At 61.4% G+C, this 17,658-nt stretch carries 12 protein-coding genes; 7 read left to right on the top strand and 5 right to left on the bottom strand.

Translation table 11 applies throughout. The annotated features are described in order from the left end of the window. Nucleotides 1-47 precede the first annotated feature (47 nt). Nucleotides 48-449 carry a DUF6124 family protein gene (locus K5E37_RS08325; protein WP_221533571.1) on the top strand — a complete coding sequence of 134 codons (402 nt, stop codon included), beginning with the start codon at nucleotides 48-50 and terminating at the stop codon, nucleotides 447-449. Between the two features lie 114 nt (nucleotides 450-563). Here K5E37_RS08325 and K5E37_RS08320 read toward each other — a convergent pair whose 3' ends face one another. After that, entirely contained in the window at nucleotides 564-923 is a 360-nt protein-coding gene (locus K5E37_RS08320) for a PilZ domain-containing protein (RefSeq protein ID WP_085606663.1), read from the bottom strand. A 218-nt stretch (nucleotides 924-1,141) separates the two neighbouring features. Next, on the bottom strand, nucleotides 1,142-1,528 hold the full coding sequence (locus K5E37_RS08315) for a tol-pal system YbgF family protein (protein ID WP_011335675.1): 387 nt from the start codon (nucleotides 1,526-1,528) through the stop codon (nucleotides 1,142-1,144). A gap of 172 nt (nucleotides 1,529-1,700) precedes the next feature. Here K5E37_RS08315 and pyk point away from each other — a divergent pair, with 172 nt between their 5' ends. Next, entirely contained in the window at nucleotides 1,701-3,152 is a 1,452-nt protein-coding gene (pyk, locus tag K5E37_RS08310) for a pyruvate kinase (RefSeq protein ID WP_007951250.1), read from the top strand. Nucleotides 3,153-3,411: 259 nt separating this feature from the next. Here pyk and K5E37_RS08305 read toward each other — a convergent pair whose 3' ends face one another. From K5E37_RS08305 to K5E37_RS08295, 3 genes are read right to left on the bottom strand one after another with little or no spacing between them, the layout of a single operon-like run. Beyond that, nucleotides 3,412-4,161, bottom strand: a complete 750-nt coding sequence (locus K5E37_RS08305) for an enoyl-CoA hydratase-related protein (RefSeq protein WP_007960185.1) — start codon at nucleotides 4,159-4,161, stop codon at nucleotides 3,412-3,414. Between the two features lie 29 nt (nucleotides 4,162-4,190). Then, nucleotides 4,191-5,126 (bottom strand): iron-sulfur-binding ferredoxin reductase, encoded by a 936-nt coding sequence (locus K5E37_RS08300; RefSeq protein ID WP_085606667.1) that lies wholly within the window; start codon nucleotides 5,124-5,126, stop codon nucleotides 4,191-4,193. Beyond that, nucleotides 5,119-6,225, bottom strand: a complete 1,107-nt coding sequence (locus tag K5E37_RS08295; protein WP_085606669.1) for a diguanylate cyclase — start codon at nucleotides 6,223-6,225, stop codon at nucleotides 5,119-5,121. Before K5E37_RS08295 ends, K5E37_RS08300 begins: the two co-directional genes overlap by 8 nt. 311 nt (nucleotides 6,226-6,536) lie before the next feature. On the opposite strand from K5E37_RS08295, the gene K5E37_RS08290 reads away from it, so the two are divergent. The 5 genes from K5E37_RS08290 (at nucleotide 6,537) to K5E37_RS08270 (ending at nucleotide 17,603) form a co-directional block, all read left to right on the top strand. Beyond that, nucleotides 6,537-8,060: a fumarate hydratase gene (locus tag K5E37_RS08290; RefSeq protein WP_007960181.1), complete on the top strand. Its 1,524-nt coding sequence runs from the start codon at nucleotides 6,537-6,539 to the stop codon at nucleotides 8,058-8,060. A gap of 163 nt (nucleotides 8,061-8,223) precedes the next feature. Beyond that, nucleotides 8,224-12,681 carry a SpvB/TcaC N-terminal domain-containing protein gene (locus tag K5E37_RS08285; RefSeq protein ID WP_221533570.1) on the top strand — a complete coding sequence of 1,486 codons (4,458 nt, stop codon included), beginning with the start codon at nucleotides 8,224-8,226 and terminating at the stop codon, nucleotides 12,679-12,681. Between the two features lie 211 nt (nucleotides 12,682-12,892). Further along, nucleotides 12,893-14,653, top strand: coding sequence for an ATP-binding protein (locus K5E37_RS08280; protein ID WP_085606673.1), 1,761 nt, complete (start codon nucleotides 12,893-12,895; stop codon nucleotides 14,651-14,653). After that, the gene (locus K5E37_RS08275) at nucleotides 14,653-15,981 is read left to right on the top strand and encodes a sigma-54 dependent transcriptional regulator (protein WP_221533569.1); all 1,329 of its coding nucleotides are present in this window, start codon (nucleotides 14,653-14,655) and stop codon (nucleotides 15,979-15,981) included. Before K5E37_RS08280 ends, K5E37_RS08275 begins: the two co-directional genes overlap by 1 nt. Nucleotides 15,982-16,283: 302 nt before the next feature. After that, nucleotides 16,284-17,603: an MFS transporter gene (locus K5E37_RS08270; protein ID WP_007960177.1), complete on the top strand. Its 1,320-nt coding sequence runs from the start codon at nucleotides 16,284-16,286 to the stop codon at nucleotides 17,601-17,603. Nucleotides 17,604-17,658: the final 55 nt, after the last annotated feature.

The following is a 17,658-nucleotide window of genomic DNA, read 5'->3' as shown; positions in this document are numbered from 1 at the left end:
CGTTTAGTCGCGAGCCGATGGTGGTCTTATCGACGAGTACGAAATACATGAAAAAGCCAGTTCCAAATCCTCCTTCGGACACCGATCCAACGGACCCGACCGATCAACCCGATCCGGTCTCCCCCTACGCCTCCGTCGATTCAAAGAAACTCCACGACGCCGCTCACCGGGCCCTGGATTTCTACCTCAATCCCCCAAAGGACAAACCGCACAACTCCGTGGATCGCGGCATGCAGATGTTCAAGGTCGATCCTGAGATCAACCCCGAGGCGATCGCCATCCAGACCTACGAGACCTTTTCTTCGGTCAGCATCCTGCTGCTCGACCTGGCCGACAGCCTGGACGACAAGCCGCGGCATCTGGCGATGGCGATCTATCAGTTGAGTGAGTTGGGGTTGTTGCTGGTGGAGAAGACGCTGGATAACGAGCGGGCGATCGCTATTGCCTAGCCGTTGAATAGAGGGTGTCAGTGCTGACGCCTTCGCGGGCAAGCCCGCTCCCACAGGGATCAGTGGTGTCCTTGTGGTAGCGGACTTGCCCGCGATGTTTCTGGCGGATATGAATCAGGCCGAGGCCGGCAACGGCTGAAAACTGAAGTACTGCTTCAACGCCTCGACCAGTTGCCCATACTCTGGCGGCGTGCGGTACAGGCTGAAGCCGGCGTCGTAGTGTTTGGGGGTCGCGTCTTCGTGACACCACAGGCAGCACGCGGTGAGGTCGATGACCTGCTGACTGCCCTCACCCAATGGGATTTTCAGGCGCAGGTTGAATTCGGCACCGATCATCATCGGCAACTGGCTGATGAGCATCAAACCGTCTTCGGACACGTTGCCCAGAAAGCCGATGGGTTTGTCGGTGACGCTGTTGAATACTCGCAGAAAATACGGCAGCTGATGCCGTTCGATTCGACGGTCGGTAAACATACGCAGTTCGCCATGCAAGGCTCCATCACAGAGCCGCACTCTCGCTTCGGAACGGACCTGTGCGTCAGGTTCGCTCTCCCCGCTCCCGGTGTGGCGCTTGCCACGTGCATCTCATGCCAGTCGCAGGTGTTGCGCCGGTACTGAATTCGATCTGCACCGGTGTCATTCGACTATAGCTCACCCTATACAAGCAGCCAGCTTTTGTATGACAACTACCATCAGAAGCGGGTTGGACGTACCACGGCGGCAGCGCTGCGAGTCGGGTAGTGACCCAGGCTCTGCAGGGTTTCCAGACGCGCGCGGGCGCGGTAGGCGTATTCGCTGTTGGGGTACGAGGCGATGATGAACTGATAGGTCTGCGCCGCATCGACGAACATTTTCTGCCGTTCGAGGCACTGACCGCGCATCATCGACACTTCCGGCCACACATAAGGGCGTGCACGGCTGGCGCGTTCGACCTTGGACAGTTCGAGCATCACCTGCTCGCAGTTGCCCCGGTCGTAGGCACTGTAGGCGTTGTTCAAATGATGGTTCATCGACCAACGGGTGCAGCCCGAAGCGGCGAGGACGCTGAGGGCAAGGGCGGCAATGGGCACGAATCGCATGGGGTATTCTCCTGTCTTGTGATCATTATCGACCTCTGGCGAGAAATCTTCAGAGCCCTTTGTTCCGATTGTCGCGTTCAATAAAGAAAACAATAAGTAGTGCAAACGAACAATGACTACACCCAAAGAGCGTAGTAGCCTCTGCGAGCGCTTGAACCTGAGGAGTCTTTGCATGTCCGTCCGTCGTACCAAAATCGTCGCTACCCTTGGCCCGGCCAGTAACTCGCCGGAAGTTCTCGAACAGCTGATTCTGGCTGGCCTGGACGTCGCCCGTCTGAACTTCTCCCACGGCACCCCCGACGAGCACAAGGCTCGCGCGAAGCTGGTGCGTGACCTCGCTGCCAAGCACGGCCGCTTTGTCGCCCTGCTGGGTGACCTGCAAGGCCCGAAAATCCGTATCGCCAAATTCGCCAACAAGCGTATCGAGCTGAAGATCGGTGACCAGTTCACCTTCTCCACCAGCCATCCGCTGACCGAAGGCAACCAGCAGGTTGTCGGTATCGACTACCCGGACCTGGTCAAGGACTGCGGCGTGGGCGACGAGCTGCTGCTCGACGACGGCCGCGTGGTCATGCGCGTTGAAACCGCCACCGCGACCGAACTGAACTGCGTCGTGACCATCGGCGGCCCGCTGTCCGACCACAAAGGCATCAACCGTCGCGGTGGCGGCCTGACCGCTCCGGCCCTGACTGAAAAAGACAAGGCCGACATCAAGCTCGCCGCTGAAATGGAAGTCGACTACCTCGCCGTGTCCTTCCCGCGTGACGCCGCCGACATGAACTACGCCCGTCAACTGCGCGACGAAGCCGGCGGCACCGCCTGGCTGGTGGCGAAGATCGAACGCGCCGAAGCCGTGGCCGACGACGAAACCCTCGACGGTCTGATCAAGGCTTCCGACGCGGTGATGGTTGCCCGTGGTGACCTGGGTGTGGAAATCGGCGACGCTGAGCTGGTGGGCATCCAGAAGAAAATCATTCTGCACGCACGCCGCCACAACAAGGCTGTGATCGTGGCGACCCAGATGATGGAGTCGATGATCCAGAACCCGATGCCGACCCGCGCCGAAGTGTCCGACGTGGCCAACGCCGTGCTCGACTACACCGACGCCGTGATGCTGTCTGCCGAATCCGCTGCCGGCGCTTATCCGCTGGAAGCCGTGCAGGCGATGGCGCGCATCTGCGTCGGCGCTGAAAAGCACCCGACCAGCAAGACTTCCAGCCACCGCATCGGCAAGGAATTCGAGCGCTGCGACGAGAGCATCGCACTGGCGACCATGTACACCGCCAACCACTTCCCGGGCGTGAAAGCGATCATCGCGCTGACCGAAAGCGGCTACACCCCGCTGATCATGTCGCGTATCCGTTCGTCGGTGCCGATCTACTGCTTCACCCCGCACCGCGAAGCCCAGGCTCGCGCTGCGATGTTCCGTGGCGTGTACACCGTACCGTTCGACCCGGCTTCGCTGGCCCCGAACGAAGTCAGCCAGAAAGCCATCGACGAGCTGGTCAAGCGCGGCGTGGTGGAGAAAGGCGACTGGGTCATCCTGACCAAGGGCGACAGCTACCACACCACCGGCGGCACCAACGGCATGAAGATCCTGCACGTGGGCGACCCGCAGGTCTGAGTGACCGGTTGCTGAAAACGAAAAGCCCCGCCGTGTGAATGGCGGGGCTTTTTCATTTCAGACTGATTGTTACTAGTTTGATCGTTCCCACGCTCCGCGTGGGAATGCAGCCCGGGACGCTCCGCGTCCCATGCCGAAGCGGACGCAGAGCGTCCATTGAGGCATTCCCACGCAGAGCGTGGGAACGATCGGTGCACGGAGTGCGGCGGCGGTCGGCGGTCGGCGGTCGGCGGTCGGCGGTCGGCGGTCGGCGGATATCTCAATGGCGTTTGATGAACCCCGTCAACGCCGCCAACGCCTCCGGCGACCTCAGCCGCTGGGTGAACAGCGCGCCCTCCTCCTCGATCACCTTGCGAATCAACTCGCGATCCGGCGCCCGCATCAATTGCTTGCTGATCCGCACCGCCTCGGCCGGCAGCTCATCAAACCGCAGCGCCATCTCTCGCGCCTTGGCCAATGCCGCTTCGCCACTGCTCAGCGCCTCGGTCGCGATCCCCCATTGCGCCGCCTGCTCACCGGTAAAACCCTCACCGAGCAGCAACAACTCGGACGCTTTGGCCTGCCCGAGCAGACGCGGCAGGATCAGGCTGGAACCGAACTCCGGGCACAACCCGAGATTGACGAACGGCATGCGCAACCGCGCATCCCGCGCCACGTACACCAGATCGCAATGCAGCAACAGCGTCGTACCAATCCCCACCGCCGCCCCGGCCACGGCGGCGATCACCGGTTTGCGGCATTCGAGCAGTTCGAGCATGAAGTGAAACACCGGGCTGTCGAGGTCACTCGGCGGTTGCTGGATGAAGTCGGCGATGTCGTTGCCGGCGGTGAAGCACTCGGCGCTGCCGGTGATCAGCACGGCGTTGATTTCGGGGTCGTGATTCGCCTGCTTGAGCGCCTCGGCCAATTGGCTGTACATGGCGCGGGTCAGGGCGTTTTTCTTGTCCGGGCGATTGAGGCGCAGGGTCAGCAAACCGCGTTCGCGGTGCAGCAGGATGGCTTCGGGCATGGCAGGTCTCGCGTCTGAGAATTCAGCGCTCAACCACGGCTCAGGAAGACATCGGCCAGCAGTTGATTGCGCGGCAGTCCGGCCAGGAACAGACGCTTGGCAAACGCGTCGACGCTGGCAGTCGAACCGCAGACTAAAGCCAGGGTTTGTCGGGAGACAAGGCGCAGTTGCGCCAAAGCGCCCGGCAACTCGGCCGCCGTCCACCCTTCAACGCTGAGGTTTTCCCGCTGCGCGGCCAATGCTTCAAGGGGTTTGGCCAGGTAATGCCCGTCGGCATCATGGGCCAGATGAATGACGCGAATGGCGCCCCGATGATCGTGACGCAAGGCTTCGCGCAACACGCCGAACAACGGGCCGAGCCCGGTGCCGGCGGCCAGCAGCCACAACGGCCTGTCGTGCCAGTCCGGGTCGTAATGCAGCGCACCGCCGCGCAGTTCGCCGAGGCGGATCGGGTCGCCAATCTGCAAGCGTCGTGCAGCATCGCTGAATTCGCCGGGCTGGCGGCAATCGAGGTGGAATTCAAGAAAGCGGTCTTCTTCCGGCAGGCTCGCCAGCGAATACGGCCGCGCAATGTGGCCGGCCCACAGCACCAGATGCTGACCGGCGCTGTAGCGCAACGGCCGCTGAGGTGTCAGGCGCAGTCGCAACACGCTGTCGCCGAGCCAGTCCAGCGCTTCGACCGTGGCCGGGCGACCGTCGGTGACGGGATCGAAGGTGTGCACCTGCAAGTCCTCGATCACCTGGCACTGACAGGCCAGCCGCCAACCCTGATCACGCTGCTCGGCGCTCAGGGCATCGGGGCGACTGTCGGCGGGCAAACCCTGCACGCATTGCACCAGACACGCATGGCAACTGCCGGCGCGGCAGCTATAAGGTACCGCCACACCGTTCTGAGTGAGGGCATCGAGCAGGTTGCTGCCCGCTGCCACCGACCACTGTCGTTCACCGACCCGCAGTTCAGGCATCGACGTTCTCCCACGCGGCTGCGCAACGGTTGCGCCCGTCGCGCTTGGCCCGGTACAGCGCCTGATCGGCGCGCTGCAAGGCATCGTCCAGATCATCGCCCAGTTCCAGCAGGGTCATGCCGGCGGACAGGCTCAGGTTTTTCACATTCAGGCCCACCAGTTCAACGTCGGTGAAGGCGATGCGCAGCCGTTCGCAGCAAGCGGTCAGGCGCTCGGCGTTGCAATCGGGCAGCAGCACCACGAATTCTTCACCACCATAACGCGCCAACACGTCGCCGTCGCGCAGACAGGCCCCGGCCACCCCGGCAAAGGCTTGCAGCACCTGATCGCCGGCGGCGTGGCCGTGAATATCGTTGATGCGCTTGAAGTGATCGAGATCGATCAGCGCCAGACCATGCACCACGTCGGCCTCCATCGCATTCAGCTCGCGGGTGGCCAGGCGCAGGAAATGCCGGCGATTGAACAGCCCAGTCAGTTCATCGGTGGCCACCAGGTCTTCGAGCTGGCGCATCATCCCGCGCAGGGTGTCCTGATGCGCCTGCAAGGCAAACCGGCGCTGACGCATACGCTGGCGCGAGGTCTGGACGAAGCGGGCGTAAATCACCAGCCACGCCAGCACGATCAGCAGGATGCAGGCCTGCAACGCGGACAGCGCCGGATCGTGCAGCCGCAAGTGGTAACCGTCCCACAGTGTGATAGCGCAGAAGCTGAAGAACACCAGCATGGCGCAGCGCACAAACGCCCGCTGTGACAGATGGAACAGGCCGAACAGCAGCACCAGCACATAGAAAACCAGAAACTCGCCCCGCGCCTCTTCCAGATGCGCGATCAGCCACGTCTGCCAGCCGAGGCCCAGCAGCACTTGAACTTCGGTCAGGCTCGGGTCGGAGAAGCGCAGGTTGCAGCCGGAAAAGAACACAGCGAACAGGGCCGCCTGACTGATCACCACCAGCGCGCTGCCGATGGCAACGCCCGCCAGCGAGTCGTTGTAGTGACCGGTGAAATACGCCAGCCACAGCAGCAGCAAAGCCAATCCATAGGTGGCTGCAGCGAGGGCGAAGCGTTTGAGCAAAAGACGTTGAATGGCGTTATGGGTCAATCGTTGACTCACCGTGCGATAAGAGGCTGACCGAGTGTCCTACTCTACAGACCGGCTGCCACTTTAGTGGCGCAGGCGATAAATGACCATTGATTTTCGGGCCGGGTATTTGGCGTCAAAAACCTGCAGCCATGCGACCAACGAATGACTCCCGGCAGATGTGCCCGCCACCGAGGCGCGGTATACTGCCGCGCCTTTTTAGCGTCGCGCCAGCAGCCCCGGCGTGCCTTGAAAGGTGTCTGCGACCGACCGATGCACCCAAGCCGCAGGCACCTTATTGAATGTTCCCGTCTTTTAGAGGAGCGCGACTCATGACCGTGATCAAGCAAGACGACCTGATTCAGAGCGTTGCCGACGCCCTGCAGTTCATTTCCTACTACCACCCCGTGGACTTCATCCAGGCGATGCACGAAGCCTACCTGCGCGAAGAATCGCCAGCGGCCCGTGACTCGATGGCGCAGATCCTGATCAACTCGCGCATGTGCGCCACCGGCCACCGGCCGATCTGCCAGGACACCGGCATCGTGACCGTGTTCGTGCGTGTGGGCATGGACGTGCGTTGGGATGGCGCGACCATGAGCCTGGACGACATGATCAACGAAGGCGTGCGCCGCGCCTACAACCTGCCGGAAAACGTCCTGCGTGCTTCGATCCTGGCCGACCCGGCCGGTGCGCGTAAGAACACCAAGGACAACACCCCGGCGGTCATCCACTACTCCATCGTCCCGGGTAACACCGTGGAAGTGGACGTGGCGGCCAAGGGCGGCGGCTCCGAGAACAAGTCGAAAATGGCCATGCTCAACCCGTCCGACTCGATCGTCGACTGGGTGCTGAAGACCGTTCCGACCATGGGCGCCGGCTGGTGCCCACCGGGCATGCTGGGCATCGGCATCGGCGGCACCGCCGAGAAAGCCGCCGTCATGGCGAAAGAAGTGTTGATGGAATCCATCGACATTCACGAGCTCAAGGCCCGTGGCCCACAGAACCGCATCGAAGAAATGCGTCTGGAGCTGTTCGAGAAGGTCAACCAGCTGGGCATCGGCGCCCAGGGCCTCGGTGGCCTGACCACCGTGCTCGACGTGAAAATCATGGACTACCCGACTCACGCCGCCTCCCTGCCGGTGTGCATGATCCCGAACTGCGCCGCCACCCGTCACGCGCACTTCGTGCTCGACGGTTCCGGCCCTGCTTCGCTGGAGGCGCCACCGCTGGACGCCTACCCGGAAATCGTCTGGGAAGCCGGCCCGTCGGCCCGTCGCGTCAACCTCGACACCCTGACCCCGGAAGACGTGCAGAGCTGGAAGCCGGGCGAAACCGTCCTGCTCAACGGCAAGATGCTCACCGGTCGCGACGCTGCGCACAAGCGCATGGTCGAGATGCTGAACAAGGGCGAAACCCTGCCGGTGGATCTGAAAGGTCGCTTCATCTACTACGTCGGCCCGGTTGATCCGGTCGGTGACGAAGTGGTTGGCCCGGCTGGCCCGACCACCGCCACGCGGATGGACAAGTTCACCCGTCAGATCCTTGAGCAGACTGGCCTGTTGGGCATGATCGGCAAGTCCGAGCGCGGCCCGACCGCCATCGACGCGATCAAGGACAACAAGGCTGTGTACCTGATGGCCGTCGGCGGGGCCGCCTACCTGGTGGCGCAAGCGATCAAGAAGTCCAAGGTTCTGGCGTTTGCCGAGCTGGGCATGGAAGCGATCTACGAGTTCGAGGTCAAGGACATGCCGGTCACCGTAGCGGTGGACAGCAAAGGTGAATCGGTACACATCACTGGTCCTGCGATCTGGCAACAGAAGATCAGCGAAAGCCTGGCGGTTGAAGTGCAGTAAGCGCTTCGTCTGTTAGTAAAAAGGCCGGGCGGTCAGCAATGACCGCCCGGCCTTTTTTTCGTCTGCCATAAAATGCCGGCGCGGGCACCTGTCAGATCTGACAGGTGTCGAAAAAATAATGCTCTGTTAGCGTGCAATCTCGGCATTCACTGGTTGCGTTGCCATGGTTCCTGATGCAGACGCGCTCGTCACCCCGCCCTCCATTGCCAAAACTGCGTCCATTGCCACCAATGGACGCAGTTGGGGGGAAATCGGTGCGACCGGGCAGCGATCTTACACGCTGACGTTGCCGATCATCCCTGCGCGCTCGCTCAATCCTGACCTGCAACTGGTCTATGACGGCAACGCGGGCAACGGCAAGTGCGGCCTCGGCTGGGATTTACCGCTGCCGGTCATCTTCCGCAAGACCAGCAAGGGCGTTCCGAAATACGCACCCGACGACGTCATGCAGGCTGACGGCACCGACCTGCGACCCGAGCTGACGACCCGCGGCAAGATCAAGGTAACCCGACGCACTCGGGGTAAAGGCAAGAGCGCCCGAAAGTTTTCGGTGGTGCGTTACATCCCTCGCCTGGAAATTACGTTTGACCGCTACGAACTCTGGACACCGGATGACAGTACTAACCCCTTCTGGATCGTTTCCCGCGCCGACGGCTCGCAACATTGCTATGGCAATAACCAGGGATCGTGCATCTACGACCCGGCAGAGCCGAGCCATATCGCCGCGTGGCTGCTGGTGGAAACCAGGAGCGCGGTGGGGGAAAACATTTTTTACGAGTACAAGGCCGATGACAAGGTCGCCGACGATCGCTTTGCCTATCAGGCCCAGCGCTATCTGCGGCAGGTCTGTTATTGCAACAAGACCGCCAGCACTGATCTGTATTGCCTTGATCATTCGCAGCCAGAAATGCTGGACTGGCTGTTCCGTCTGATAGTCGACTACGGGGAGCGCGTCACCCGGCGCGAGGCTGTTCCCCCCTATTCAGCCCCGAACGAGAACAAATGGCTGCTGCGCAGCGATCCGTTTCGCAATCATCGCTTCGGTTTCGAGATTGGCACCCGGCGCCTGTGCCAGCAGTTTCTGTTGTTCAACCACATCGGCCCCGACCCGGTACTGGTCGAACGTCTGTTGCTGGAGCACGAACCCACGCCGCGTCAATACAACCACCTCAAAGCCGCGCATTACATGAGTTACGACGCAGAGGGGCACGTCAAACAATTACCGCCGCTTGAGTACTGCTATGAGCCGCTCAAGCTCAACCCCTTTCCCCAGGCGTTTCTGGCACTCGACCATATGCCGGGCCTCAACGACGGCAAGCCCTATCATTGCGTCGACCTTTACGGAGAAGGCCTGCCTGGTTTTCTCTGCCAGCACGACAACGCCTGGTATTACCGTGAGCCTCTGCGCGGCACACCCGGCACTGACGAAATCATCTACGGCCCGTGGACCTTGCTGCCGCTGATCCCCAATGCCGACAGCAACAAACCGGTGGTGCAAATCCTCATGGACCTCACCGGCGACGGACGCCTGGACTGGATCGTCGCGCAGCCCGACGGCAGCGGGTATTACACGCTCAATCCGGATGGCACCTGGTCGCTGTTCAAATCGTTCAAGCAGTTTCCCGTGGAGTTCTTCCATTATTTGGCCCAATTGGGTGACTTGAGCGGTGACGGTCTCAACTCCCTGGCGCTGATCGGACCGAAAAGCGTACGGGTGTACGCGAATTTGAGGGAAACAGGCTTTGCTCCCGGCAAGGATGTACCCCATACCCCGGACCGATTGCCGCTGTTCAGTGGAGCCGGTAACGAATTGGTGTCTTTCAGCGATATGGGCGCCAGCGGTATGGAACTGTGCCGGATCCGCCATGATGAAATCCGCTGCTGGATCAGCCTCGGGCATGGCCGGTTTGGCGAGGGTTTCAAGATGAGCGACTTGCCGTTCAAATATGGCGAGTTCGATCCCGACCGAGTGCGCATCGCCGACGTAGACAATTCCGGTGCTCCGGCTCTCATTTACCTGTATTCGGACTTCTTCGAAATCTGGTTGAACCACGGTGGCAACTCCCTGGCATCGGAACCCGTCCGAATTCCATGGCCCAGAGGCGTGCGCTACGACAACCTCTGCCAGGTGACCTTTGCTGATCTCAGGGGCATTGGCTGCGCCAGCCTGCTGCTGACCGTTCCGCACATGTCACCTCGACACTATGTGTATAACCTGGTCGACGCGCGGCCATACCTGCTCACTGGATGCAACAACAACATGGGTTACAACGCGTCGTTGCAATATCGCAGCAGTGCGCAATTCTGGCTGGATGAAAAACGCCAGGAATTGGTGGCACGCAGGAAGCCGGTGTGCCATTTGCCGTTTCCGCAGATGGTGCTCCATTGGCTGCGTCAGGAAGATGAAATCACCGGCAATTACCTGATGCAGTTCCATGAGTATTTCGAGGGTTATTACGACGGTCGCGAACGCGAATTCCGCGGCTTCGGCCGGGTCTGTCAGATCGACAGCGAACTGGAACCGGGCAAGGCCGAAAGTGGCCATACAGCCCCCATGCGCACCACTCAATGGATTCATACCGGCGAAAGTGTCGATCCGGTTTTGAAAGGTATCAGCGAACTCGACGATGAAATCACGCCCTTTGGGCCCACCGTCACTTCAACGCTCGACGCCAGACGCGGTAGAGAACGAATTCGCAAACGGCGCAAGAGCGACGATCCCGAAGTCGCCTACGCCCTGGCCGGTCGTCTGCTTCGCATTGAAGCCTGTCAGGCGGACGACCCCGCTCCCGCTCACCTGATTTACCTGAGAGAATTCCGTTATCTGGTTCGGGTCGTCGACGAAACCCCGTCCAGCCTGCTGGTGCTGGAACTGGAAAACCGCAGCCAGCAATACGAACGTTTCATGGATGACCCCCGCTGTCAGCACGCGGTCGGTCTGGCATGGGACATGTTCGGTCATCCGACTCACCGCTTCGCGGTCGCCTGCGCACGCCGCCGCACTAAAACCGAAGAACCGCCTTTCGCTCAAAAGGATCAACAGCTCGCCTGGCTGGACAGTCACGATGAGCAACAGCGGTACTTCTATCTGACGGAAACCCTTGCCGAGCCGATTCATCTGATCACTGAAGACCACTGGCTGCTCGGTTTGCCCTGGCGCCAGCGCAGCAATGCGCTGATGCTGCCCAAGGGAGCGCTGCCGGACGGGCTGCAATCGGCGGACATCAATTTCGAAAACTTCGAAAAGTATGAGGGCTGCGCAGAGTGGACATCGGAACGCGAACTGATTTCGCTCTCGCAGCAGAATTATCTGGAGATGGACGGCAAGATCGAGTACCCACCGCGCCAGGGACCGACCGAGCGGGCTGTGTTCGACAAAAAGGCATTGGCGGCTTACGTCGACGTCCCGATTGTCATTCGGGACGAGCTGACAAAAATCGGCTACAAGCCCATGAACCTGTTTTTGCCGCCAGACACGGATGAAGATCTTCTGAAAAACCTCTGGTCGGCACAGAGCGGCTTCTTCACCTACTCCGACCCCAGCGGTTTCTACCACGTCACCGATGTTCAGCAGACCGCCAGCCATGGCACAACCCACATCACCAGGGACGCAAACCATCTGCTGACCACTGCCATCACCCTGCCGGACGGCTGCGTCACGGCAATGACCTACGACATGCACACCTTGCAGGTGCAGCGTGTCACGGATCACAACGACAACATTCACGAAGTGCGGTACGAAGCGGGCGGTCGACCGATTGCCTTCAGCTTTCATGGTAACGAGGAAGGCGTGCGTGCCGGTTTCGAAGATCTGTCCGTTTATCCACCTCAGTCTGATCTGAGCGTCGAGTTTGCCCTCGCCAACCCGAAAACCGTGCTGGCATCCGCTGCCGGCGTGGTGCGCACCAATCTGTTCAGCTGGATGCCATTGCTACCGGTCAAAACGGCGCGGCTCAAAAGAAAGCAATGGATCGCCAACGGCCTGATCCTGCCCGACGGCCACATACGCGCATCGGCCCTGCGCTGGCTGAACCAGCAAAAGAAACGCACTGCCAGCGAACAAACCCTGCTCAAGATCATCCAGACCGCCCTCAGGCAGCCGGTAAACAGCGTCGACCTGATTGCCGACCGCTACCACACCGACCCGCAGCAACAGATTCAGATAACCGTCCGTTACGTCGACGGTTTTGGCCGCGAGCTGCAAAGCAAACAGCTCGTGCCGCCGGGCGATGCCCTTGTCGCGACGCCCGAGGACGGCCTCGAGACCGGCGCCGACTGCAAGCCGATCGAAATGCCCGCCGCGCGTCGCTGGCGGGTCATGGGACGTGTCGAATACAACCATAAGGGCGAGACTATCCGGGTCTATCGCTCGTATTTTCTCAATACCCATCGCTGCATCAATGACCGCGCCATGCGTGAACACGGCCATCACGATCAAATGTTCTACGACGCCCAGGGCCGACTGATCAAAACGATCAATGCGCTGGGCCATACGGCCTTGGAGCACTTGCATCCATGGTTCACGCTCAGCTACGACTACAACGACACACAAGAGCCATCACCCGCCAGGCCCGCGAAAAAACCGACACCTGCAAAACCTGCAAAACGGGTCAAGTCATGAACGCCAGCGTGCACCATCTCACACCGAAGATGTCGTCAATCATCGGGGGCGAATCACTGACATGCTGCGCGGTCTGGCAAACACGCTTCGAGACCACCGGGCCAGCCAGAAGGCAGCCGCGTGAACACACGGATTTTATAGTGTGATAGCACTGCCAGCACCCGGCGACATGCTATGGTGCCCGCCCGTCCTGCCATCCGTTTGCCCCAGCATGCTGCCGACTTCCCGTACCCTGCGTCTGTCGTTGTATACCCTGCTGATCATCGCCGGTGCCGCCCTTGCTGCAACGCTTGCGATCCGCCACGCCGAGCGCCAGGCGCTGGAAGAAGACGCAGCCCGGGCCAATCAACAGCTGGCGCTGTACGCCAACTCGCTGCATACCCTGATCGACCGCTATCGCGCCCTGCCCGCCGTGCTGGCGCTGGACCCGCAATTGCGTGCGGCGCTGGCCGGCCCGGTCGACGCCGAACAGCAAGCGGCGCTCAACCTGAAACTGGAAAAGATCAACGGCGCGGCGCAATCATCGACGCTGGAACTGCTCGACCACACCGGCCTCGCGGTGGCAGCCAGCAACTGGCGTCTGCCCAGCAGTTACGTCGGCCACAACTATGGCTTTCGCCCCTATTTCAGTCAGACCCGCACTCAAGGCACCGGGCGTTTCTACGCGGTCGGCGTGACCAGCGGGATTCCCGGTTACTTCCTGTCCAGCGCGGTGCTCGGCGACAACGGCGAGTTTCTCGGGGCGATGGTGGTCAAGCTCGAATTCCCCGAGCTCGAACGCGAATGGAGCCAAGGCAATGACACCCTGCTGGTCAGCGATGCGCGCGGGATCATCTTCATCGCCAACCAGCCCGGCTGGCGCTATCGCCTGCTGCACCCGCTGAGCCCGGCCGATTACCGCGAGATCAAGGCCACCCGCCAATACGACAAACAGTCGCTGGTGCCGCTGACGCATCTGGCGCTGCGCAGCTTCGACGACAACAGTGATCTGCGCCGCGTCGAAGGCCCGCAAGGCACGGCGGATTACCTGTGGGAATCGCTGCCGCTGAGCGCCGAAGGCTGGACGCTGCATCTGCTGCGGCACCCGCAGGTGTCCTTCGAGGATCAGCGCAATGCCGGCCTCGCTGCTGCCGGGGTATGGCTGGCGCTGGTGTTCCTGCTGCTGTTCCTCAATCAGCGCTGGCGCCTGGCAAAGATGCGCCAGCGCAGCCGCGAAGAGCTTGAGCAACTGGTCGAAGAGCGCACCCGTGATTTGCGCACCGCCCAGGACGGTCTGGTGCAGTCGGCAAAACTGGCGGCACTGGGGCAGATGTCCGCCGCGCTGGCCCACGAAATCAATCAGCCGTTGACCGCCCAGCGCATGCAACTGGCGACCCTGCGTCTGCTGCTCGATCATGGCCGGGTCGATGACGCCTATAAGGCGCTCAAACCGGTGGATGACATGCTCACGCGCATGGCCGCCCTCACCGGCCACCTGAAAACCTTCGCCCGCAAGAGCCCCAGCGGCTTGCGCGAGCGGCTGGATCTGGCGACGGTGGTCGATCAGGCCCTGCAATTGCTTGATGCGCGTCTGCGCGATGAACAGGTCAGTCTGGTGCTGCACCTGACCCGTCCGGCGTGGGTGCGCGGCGATGCGATCCGCCTCGAACAAGTGCTGATCAATCTGTTACGCAATGCCCTCGATGCGATGCAGGGCAAACCGTGCAAACGTCTGGAAATCCGCCTGGAAGCCGACGAGCAACTGTGGCGCCTGAGTGTCATCGACAACGGCGGCGGCATCGCCGAGGAACATCTGGGTCAGGTGTTCGATCCGTTCTTCACCACCAAACCGGTGGGTGACGGGCTGGGTCTGGGGCTGGCAGTATCGTTCGCCATCGTCCATGAATCCGGCGGGCGCCTGTGCGCCGAGAATGGTGACAACGGCGCGGTGTTCAGCCTGACCTTGCCGATCGATCTGGAGGCGCACATCTGATGCTCAACGCGGTGATGGTGGTCGATGACGAAAGCAGCATTCGCAGTGCCGTCGAGCAATGGCTGAGCCTGTCCGGGTTCGAAGTGCAGCTGTTCAGCCGCGCGGAGGAATGCCTGGCGGCGTTGCCCGCGCATTTTGCCGGGGTGATTGTCAGCGATGTGCGCATGCCCGGGCTCAGCGGTCTTGAACTGCTGGCCGAAGTGCAGCGCCGGGATGCCGACCTGCCGGTGATTCTGCTCACTGGCCACGGCGATGTGCCGATGGCCGTCGAAGCGATGCGCGACGGCGCCTACGATTTTCTGGAAAAACCCTTCAGCCCCGAGACCCTGCTCGGCAGCCTGCGCCGGGCGCTGGACAAGCGTCGGCTGGTGCTGGAAAACCGCGCCCTGCACGAGCAGGCCGACAACCGCGCCAGACTGGATGCGACGCTGCTCGGTGTGTCCCGTGGTTTGCAGACCTTGCGCCGGCAGGTGCTGGACCTCGCAACATTGCCGGTCAACGTGCTGATCCGAGGCGAGACCGGCAGCGGCAAGGAACTGGTCGCCCGTTGCCTGCACGATTTCGGCCCGCGCGCCGACAAGCCCTTTGTCGCGCTGAACTGCGCGGCGATCCCCGAGCAGTTGTTCGAAGCCGAGTTGTTCGGGCATGAGAGCGGCGCGTTCACCGGCGCTTCGGGCAAGCGCATCGGCAAGCTGGAATACGCCGATGGCGGCACACTGTTTCTCGATGAAATCGAGAGCATGCCGCTGGCCCAGCAGGTGAAACTGCTGCGGGTGTTGCAGGAGCAGAAGCTTGAGCGGCTGGGCTCGAACCAGAGCATTCGGGTGGACTTGCGGATTGTCGCGGCGACCAAACCCGACTTGCTGGATGAAGCGCGGGCCGGGCGTTTTCGTGAAGACCTGGCGTATCGCCTGAACGTCGCCGAATTGCGCCTGCCGCCGCTGCGTGATCGTCGCGAAGACATTCCGCTGTTGTTCGAATCCTTCGCCCAGAGCGCCGCCCAGCGTTTGGGCCGGACGTTCCCGCCGCTCAGTGGCGCGCAATTGAGCCATCTGCTGAGTCATGACTGGCCGGGCAATGTGCGGGAGTTGGCGAACGTTGCCGAGCGGCAGGTGCTGGGGCTGGATGAACCGGTGCAGGGCATCGACCCGGGGCAGTCGCTGGCGGCGCAGCAGGAAGCGTTTGAAGCGCAGTGTTTGCGGGCTGCTTTGACCCGGCACAAGGGGGATGTGAAAGCCGTGCTTGAGGAGCTGCAACTGCCGCGTCGCACGTTTAATGAAAAGATGCAGCGGCATGGATTGACCCGAGAGATGTTCGTACCCGATTGATCGTTTGATGATTGATCGTTCCCACGCTCCGCGTGGGAATGCCTCAGTGGACGCTCTGCGTCCGCTTTGGGACGCAGAGCGTCCCGGGCTGCATTCCCACGCAGAGCGTGGGAACGATCAGATCAACGATCAAATAGGCGGAAATCCGCTCATTCATTCCGGATCATCGGCAAAATCCCGCTCAACCCATCTCCCCAGCCCCTCTAAACCGGCCCTCCCCCCGTTGGCACAGCTCCTGCTATAGCCCTCGCAGGCTGCGTTTCAACGCGCTCCACAAAAACAATTAAACGAAGGATCCTTCAATGGATAACTCCAACGCCCTGCCCCTTGGGTCGGCTGCCGTGCCGGCCAAAGAACGAACCACCGCCAGTCGCATCAAGTCGATCTTCAGCGGTTCCGTCGGCAACATGGTCGAGTGGTACGACTGGTACGTCTATGCCGCCTTCTCGCTGTACTTCGCCAAAGCCTTCTTCCCCAAAGGCGACACCACCGCCCAACTGCTCAACACCGCCGCGATCTTCGCCGTGGGCTTCCTGATGCGCCCGATCGGTGGCTGGCTGATGGGCCTGTACGCCGACAAGGTCGGACGCAAAAAAGCCCTGATGGCCTCGGTTTACCTGATGTGCTTCGGCTCGCTGATCATCGCCCTGAGCCCGGGTTATGAAACCATCGGTGTCGGCGCGCCGATCCTGCTGGTGTTCGCCCGCCTGCTGCAAGGCCTGTCGGTCGGTGGCGAATACGGCACTTCGGCGACCTACCTGTCGGAGATGGCGACCAAGGAGCGTCGCGGCTTCTTCTCCAGCTTCCAGTACGTGACTTTGATTTCCGGCCAGCTCATCGCGCTGGGCGTACTGATCGTGCTGCAACAGTTCCTGACCACCGAAGAGCTGTACGCGTGGGGCTGGCGTATTCCGTTCGCCATCGGCGCGCTGTGCGCAATCGTGGCGCTGTACCTGCGTCGTGGCATGGAAGAAACCGAGTCGTTCACCAAGAAAGAGAAGTCCAAGGAAAGCGCGATGCGCACCTTGCTTCGTCATCCGAAGGAACTGCTGACCGTGGTCGGCCTGACCATGGGCGGTACGCTCGCGTTCTACACCTACACCACCTACATGCAGAAATACCTGGTGAACACCGTCGGCATGAGCATCTCCGACTCCACCACCATTTCCGCCGCCACGCTGTTCCTGTTCATGTGCCTGCAACCGATCATCGGCGGCCTGTCCGATAAAATCGGTCGTCGCCCGATCCTGATCGCCTTCGGCGTGCTCGGTACGATCTTCACCGTGCCGATCCTGATGACCCTGCACACCATCCAGACCTGGTGGGGCGCGTTCTTCCTGATCATGGCGGCGCTGATCATCGTCAGCGGCTACACCTCGATCAACGCCGTGGTGAAAGCCGAACTGTTCCCGACCGAAATCCGCGCCCTGGGCGTCGGCCTGCCATACGCACTGACCGTGTCGATCTTCGGCGGCACCGCCGAATACATCGCGCTGTGGTTCAAGAGCATCGGCATGGAAACCGGTTACTACTGGTACGTGACCGCGTGCATCGCGGTGTCTCTGTTGGTGTACATCACCATGAAAGACACCCAGAAACACTCGCGCATCGTCACTGACTGATCGCAAAAAAACGCGCGAAGGTGCAAGACCTTCGCGCGTTTCTTTTCTGTCCGAT

The organism is Pseudomonas sp. RIT778 (assembly GCF_019718735.1).
Classification (GTDB): domain Bacteria; phylum Pseudomonadota; class Gammaproteobacteria; order Pseudomonadales; family Pseudomonadaceae; genus Aquipseudomonas; species Aquipseudomonas aphyarum.
Note: the sequence above shows the minus strand (reverse complement) of the source record. Positions and strands in the feature narration are given on the sequence as shown.

What these genes read in the sequence shown, in the direction of transcription:
- pyk (WP_007951250.1), top strand. Translation starts at nt 1,701, where the DNA reads ATGTCCGTCCGTCGTACCAAAATCGTCGCTACCCTTGGCCCGGCCAGT.
- K5E37_RS08305 (WP_007960185.1), bottom strand. Translation starts at nt 4,161, where the DNA reads ATGCCCGAAGCCATCCTGCTGCACCGCGAACGCGGTTTGCTGACCCTG.
- K5E37_RS08300 (WP_085606667.1), bottom strand. Translation starts at nt 5,126, where the DNA reads ATGCCTGAACTGCGGGTCGGTGAACGACAGTGGTCGGTGGCAGCGGGC.
- K5E37_RS08285 (WP_221533570.1), top strand. Translation starts at nt 8,224, where the DNA reads ATGGTTCCTGATGCAGACGCGCTCGTCACCCCGCCCTCCATTGCCAAA.
- K5E37_RS08320 (WP_085606663.1), bottom strand. Translation starts at nt 923, where the DNA reads ATGTTTACCGACCGTCGAATCGAACGGCATCAGCTGCCGTATTTTCTG.
- K5E37_RS08280 (WP_085606673.1), top strand. Translation starts at nt 12,893, where the DNA reads ATGCTGCCGACTTCCCGTACCCTGCGTCTGTCGTTGTATACCCTGCTG.
- K5E37_RS08290 (WP_007960181.1), top strand. Translation starts at nt 6,537, where the DNA reads ATGACCGTGATCAAGCAAGACGACCTGATTCAGAGCGTTGCCGACGCC.
- K5E37_RS08270 (WP_007960177.1), top strand. Translation starts at nt 16,284, where the DNA reads ATGGATAACTCCAACGCCCTGCCCCTTGGGTCGGCTGCCGTGCCGGCC.
- K5E37_RS08325 (WP_221533571.1), top strand. Translation starts at nt 48, where the DNA reads ATGAAAAAGCCAGTTCCAAATCCTCCTTCGGACACCGATCCAACGGAC.
- K5E37_RS08275 (WP_221533569.1), top strand. Translation starts at nt 14,653, where the DNA reads ATGCTCAACGCGGTGATGGTGGTCGATGACGAAAGCAGCATTCGCAGT.
- K5E37_RS08315 (WP_011335675.1), bottom strand. Translation starts at nt 1,528, where the DNA reads ATGCGATTCGTGCCCATTGCCGCCCTTGCCCTCAGCGTCCTCGCCGCT.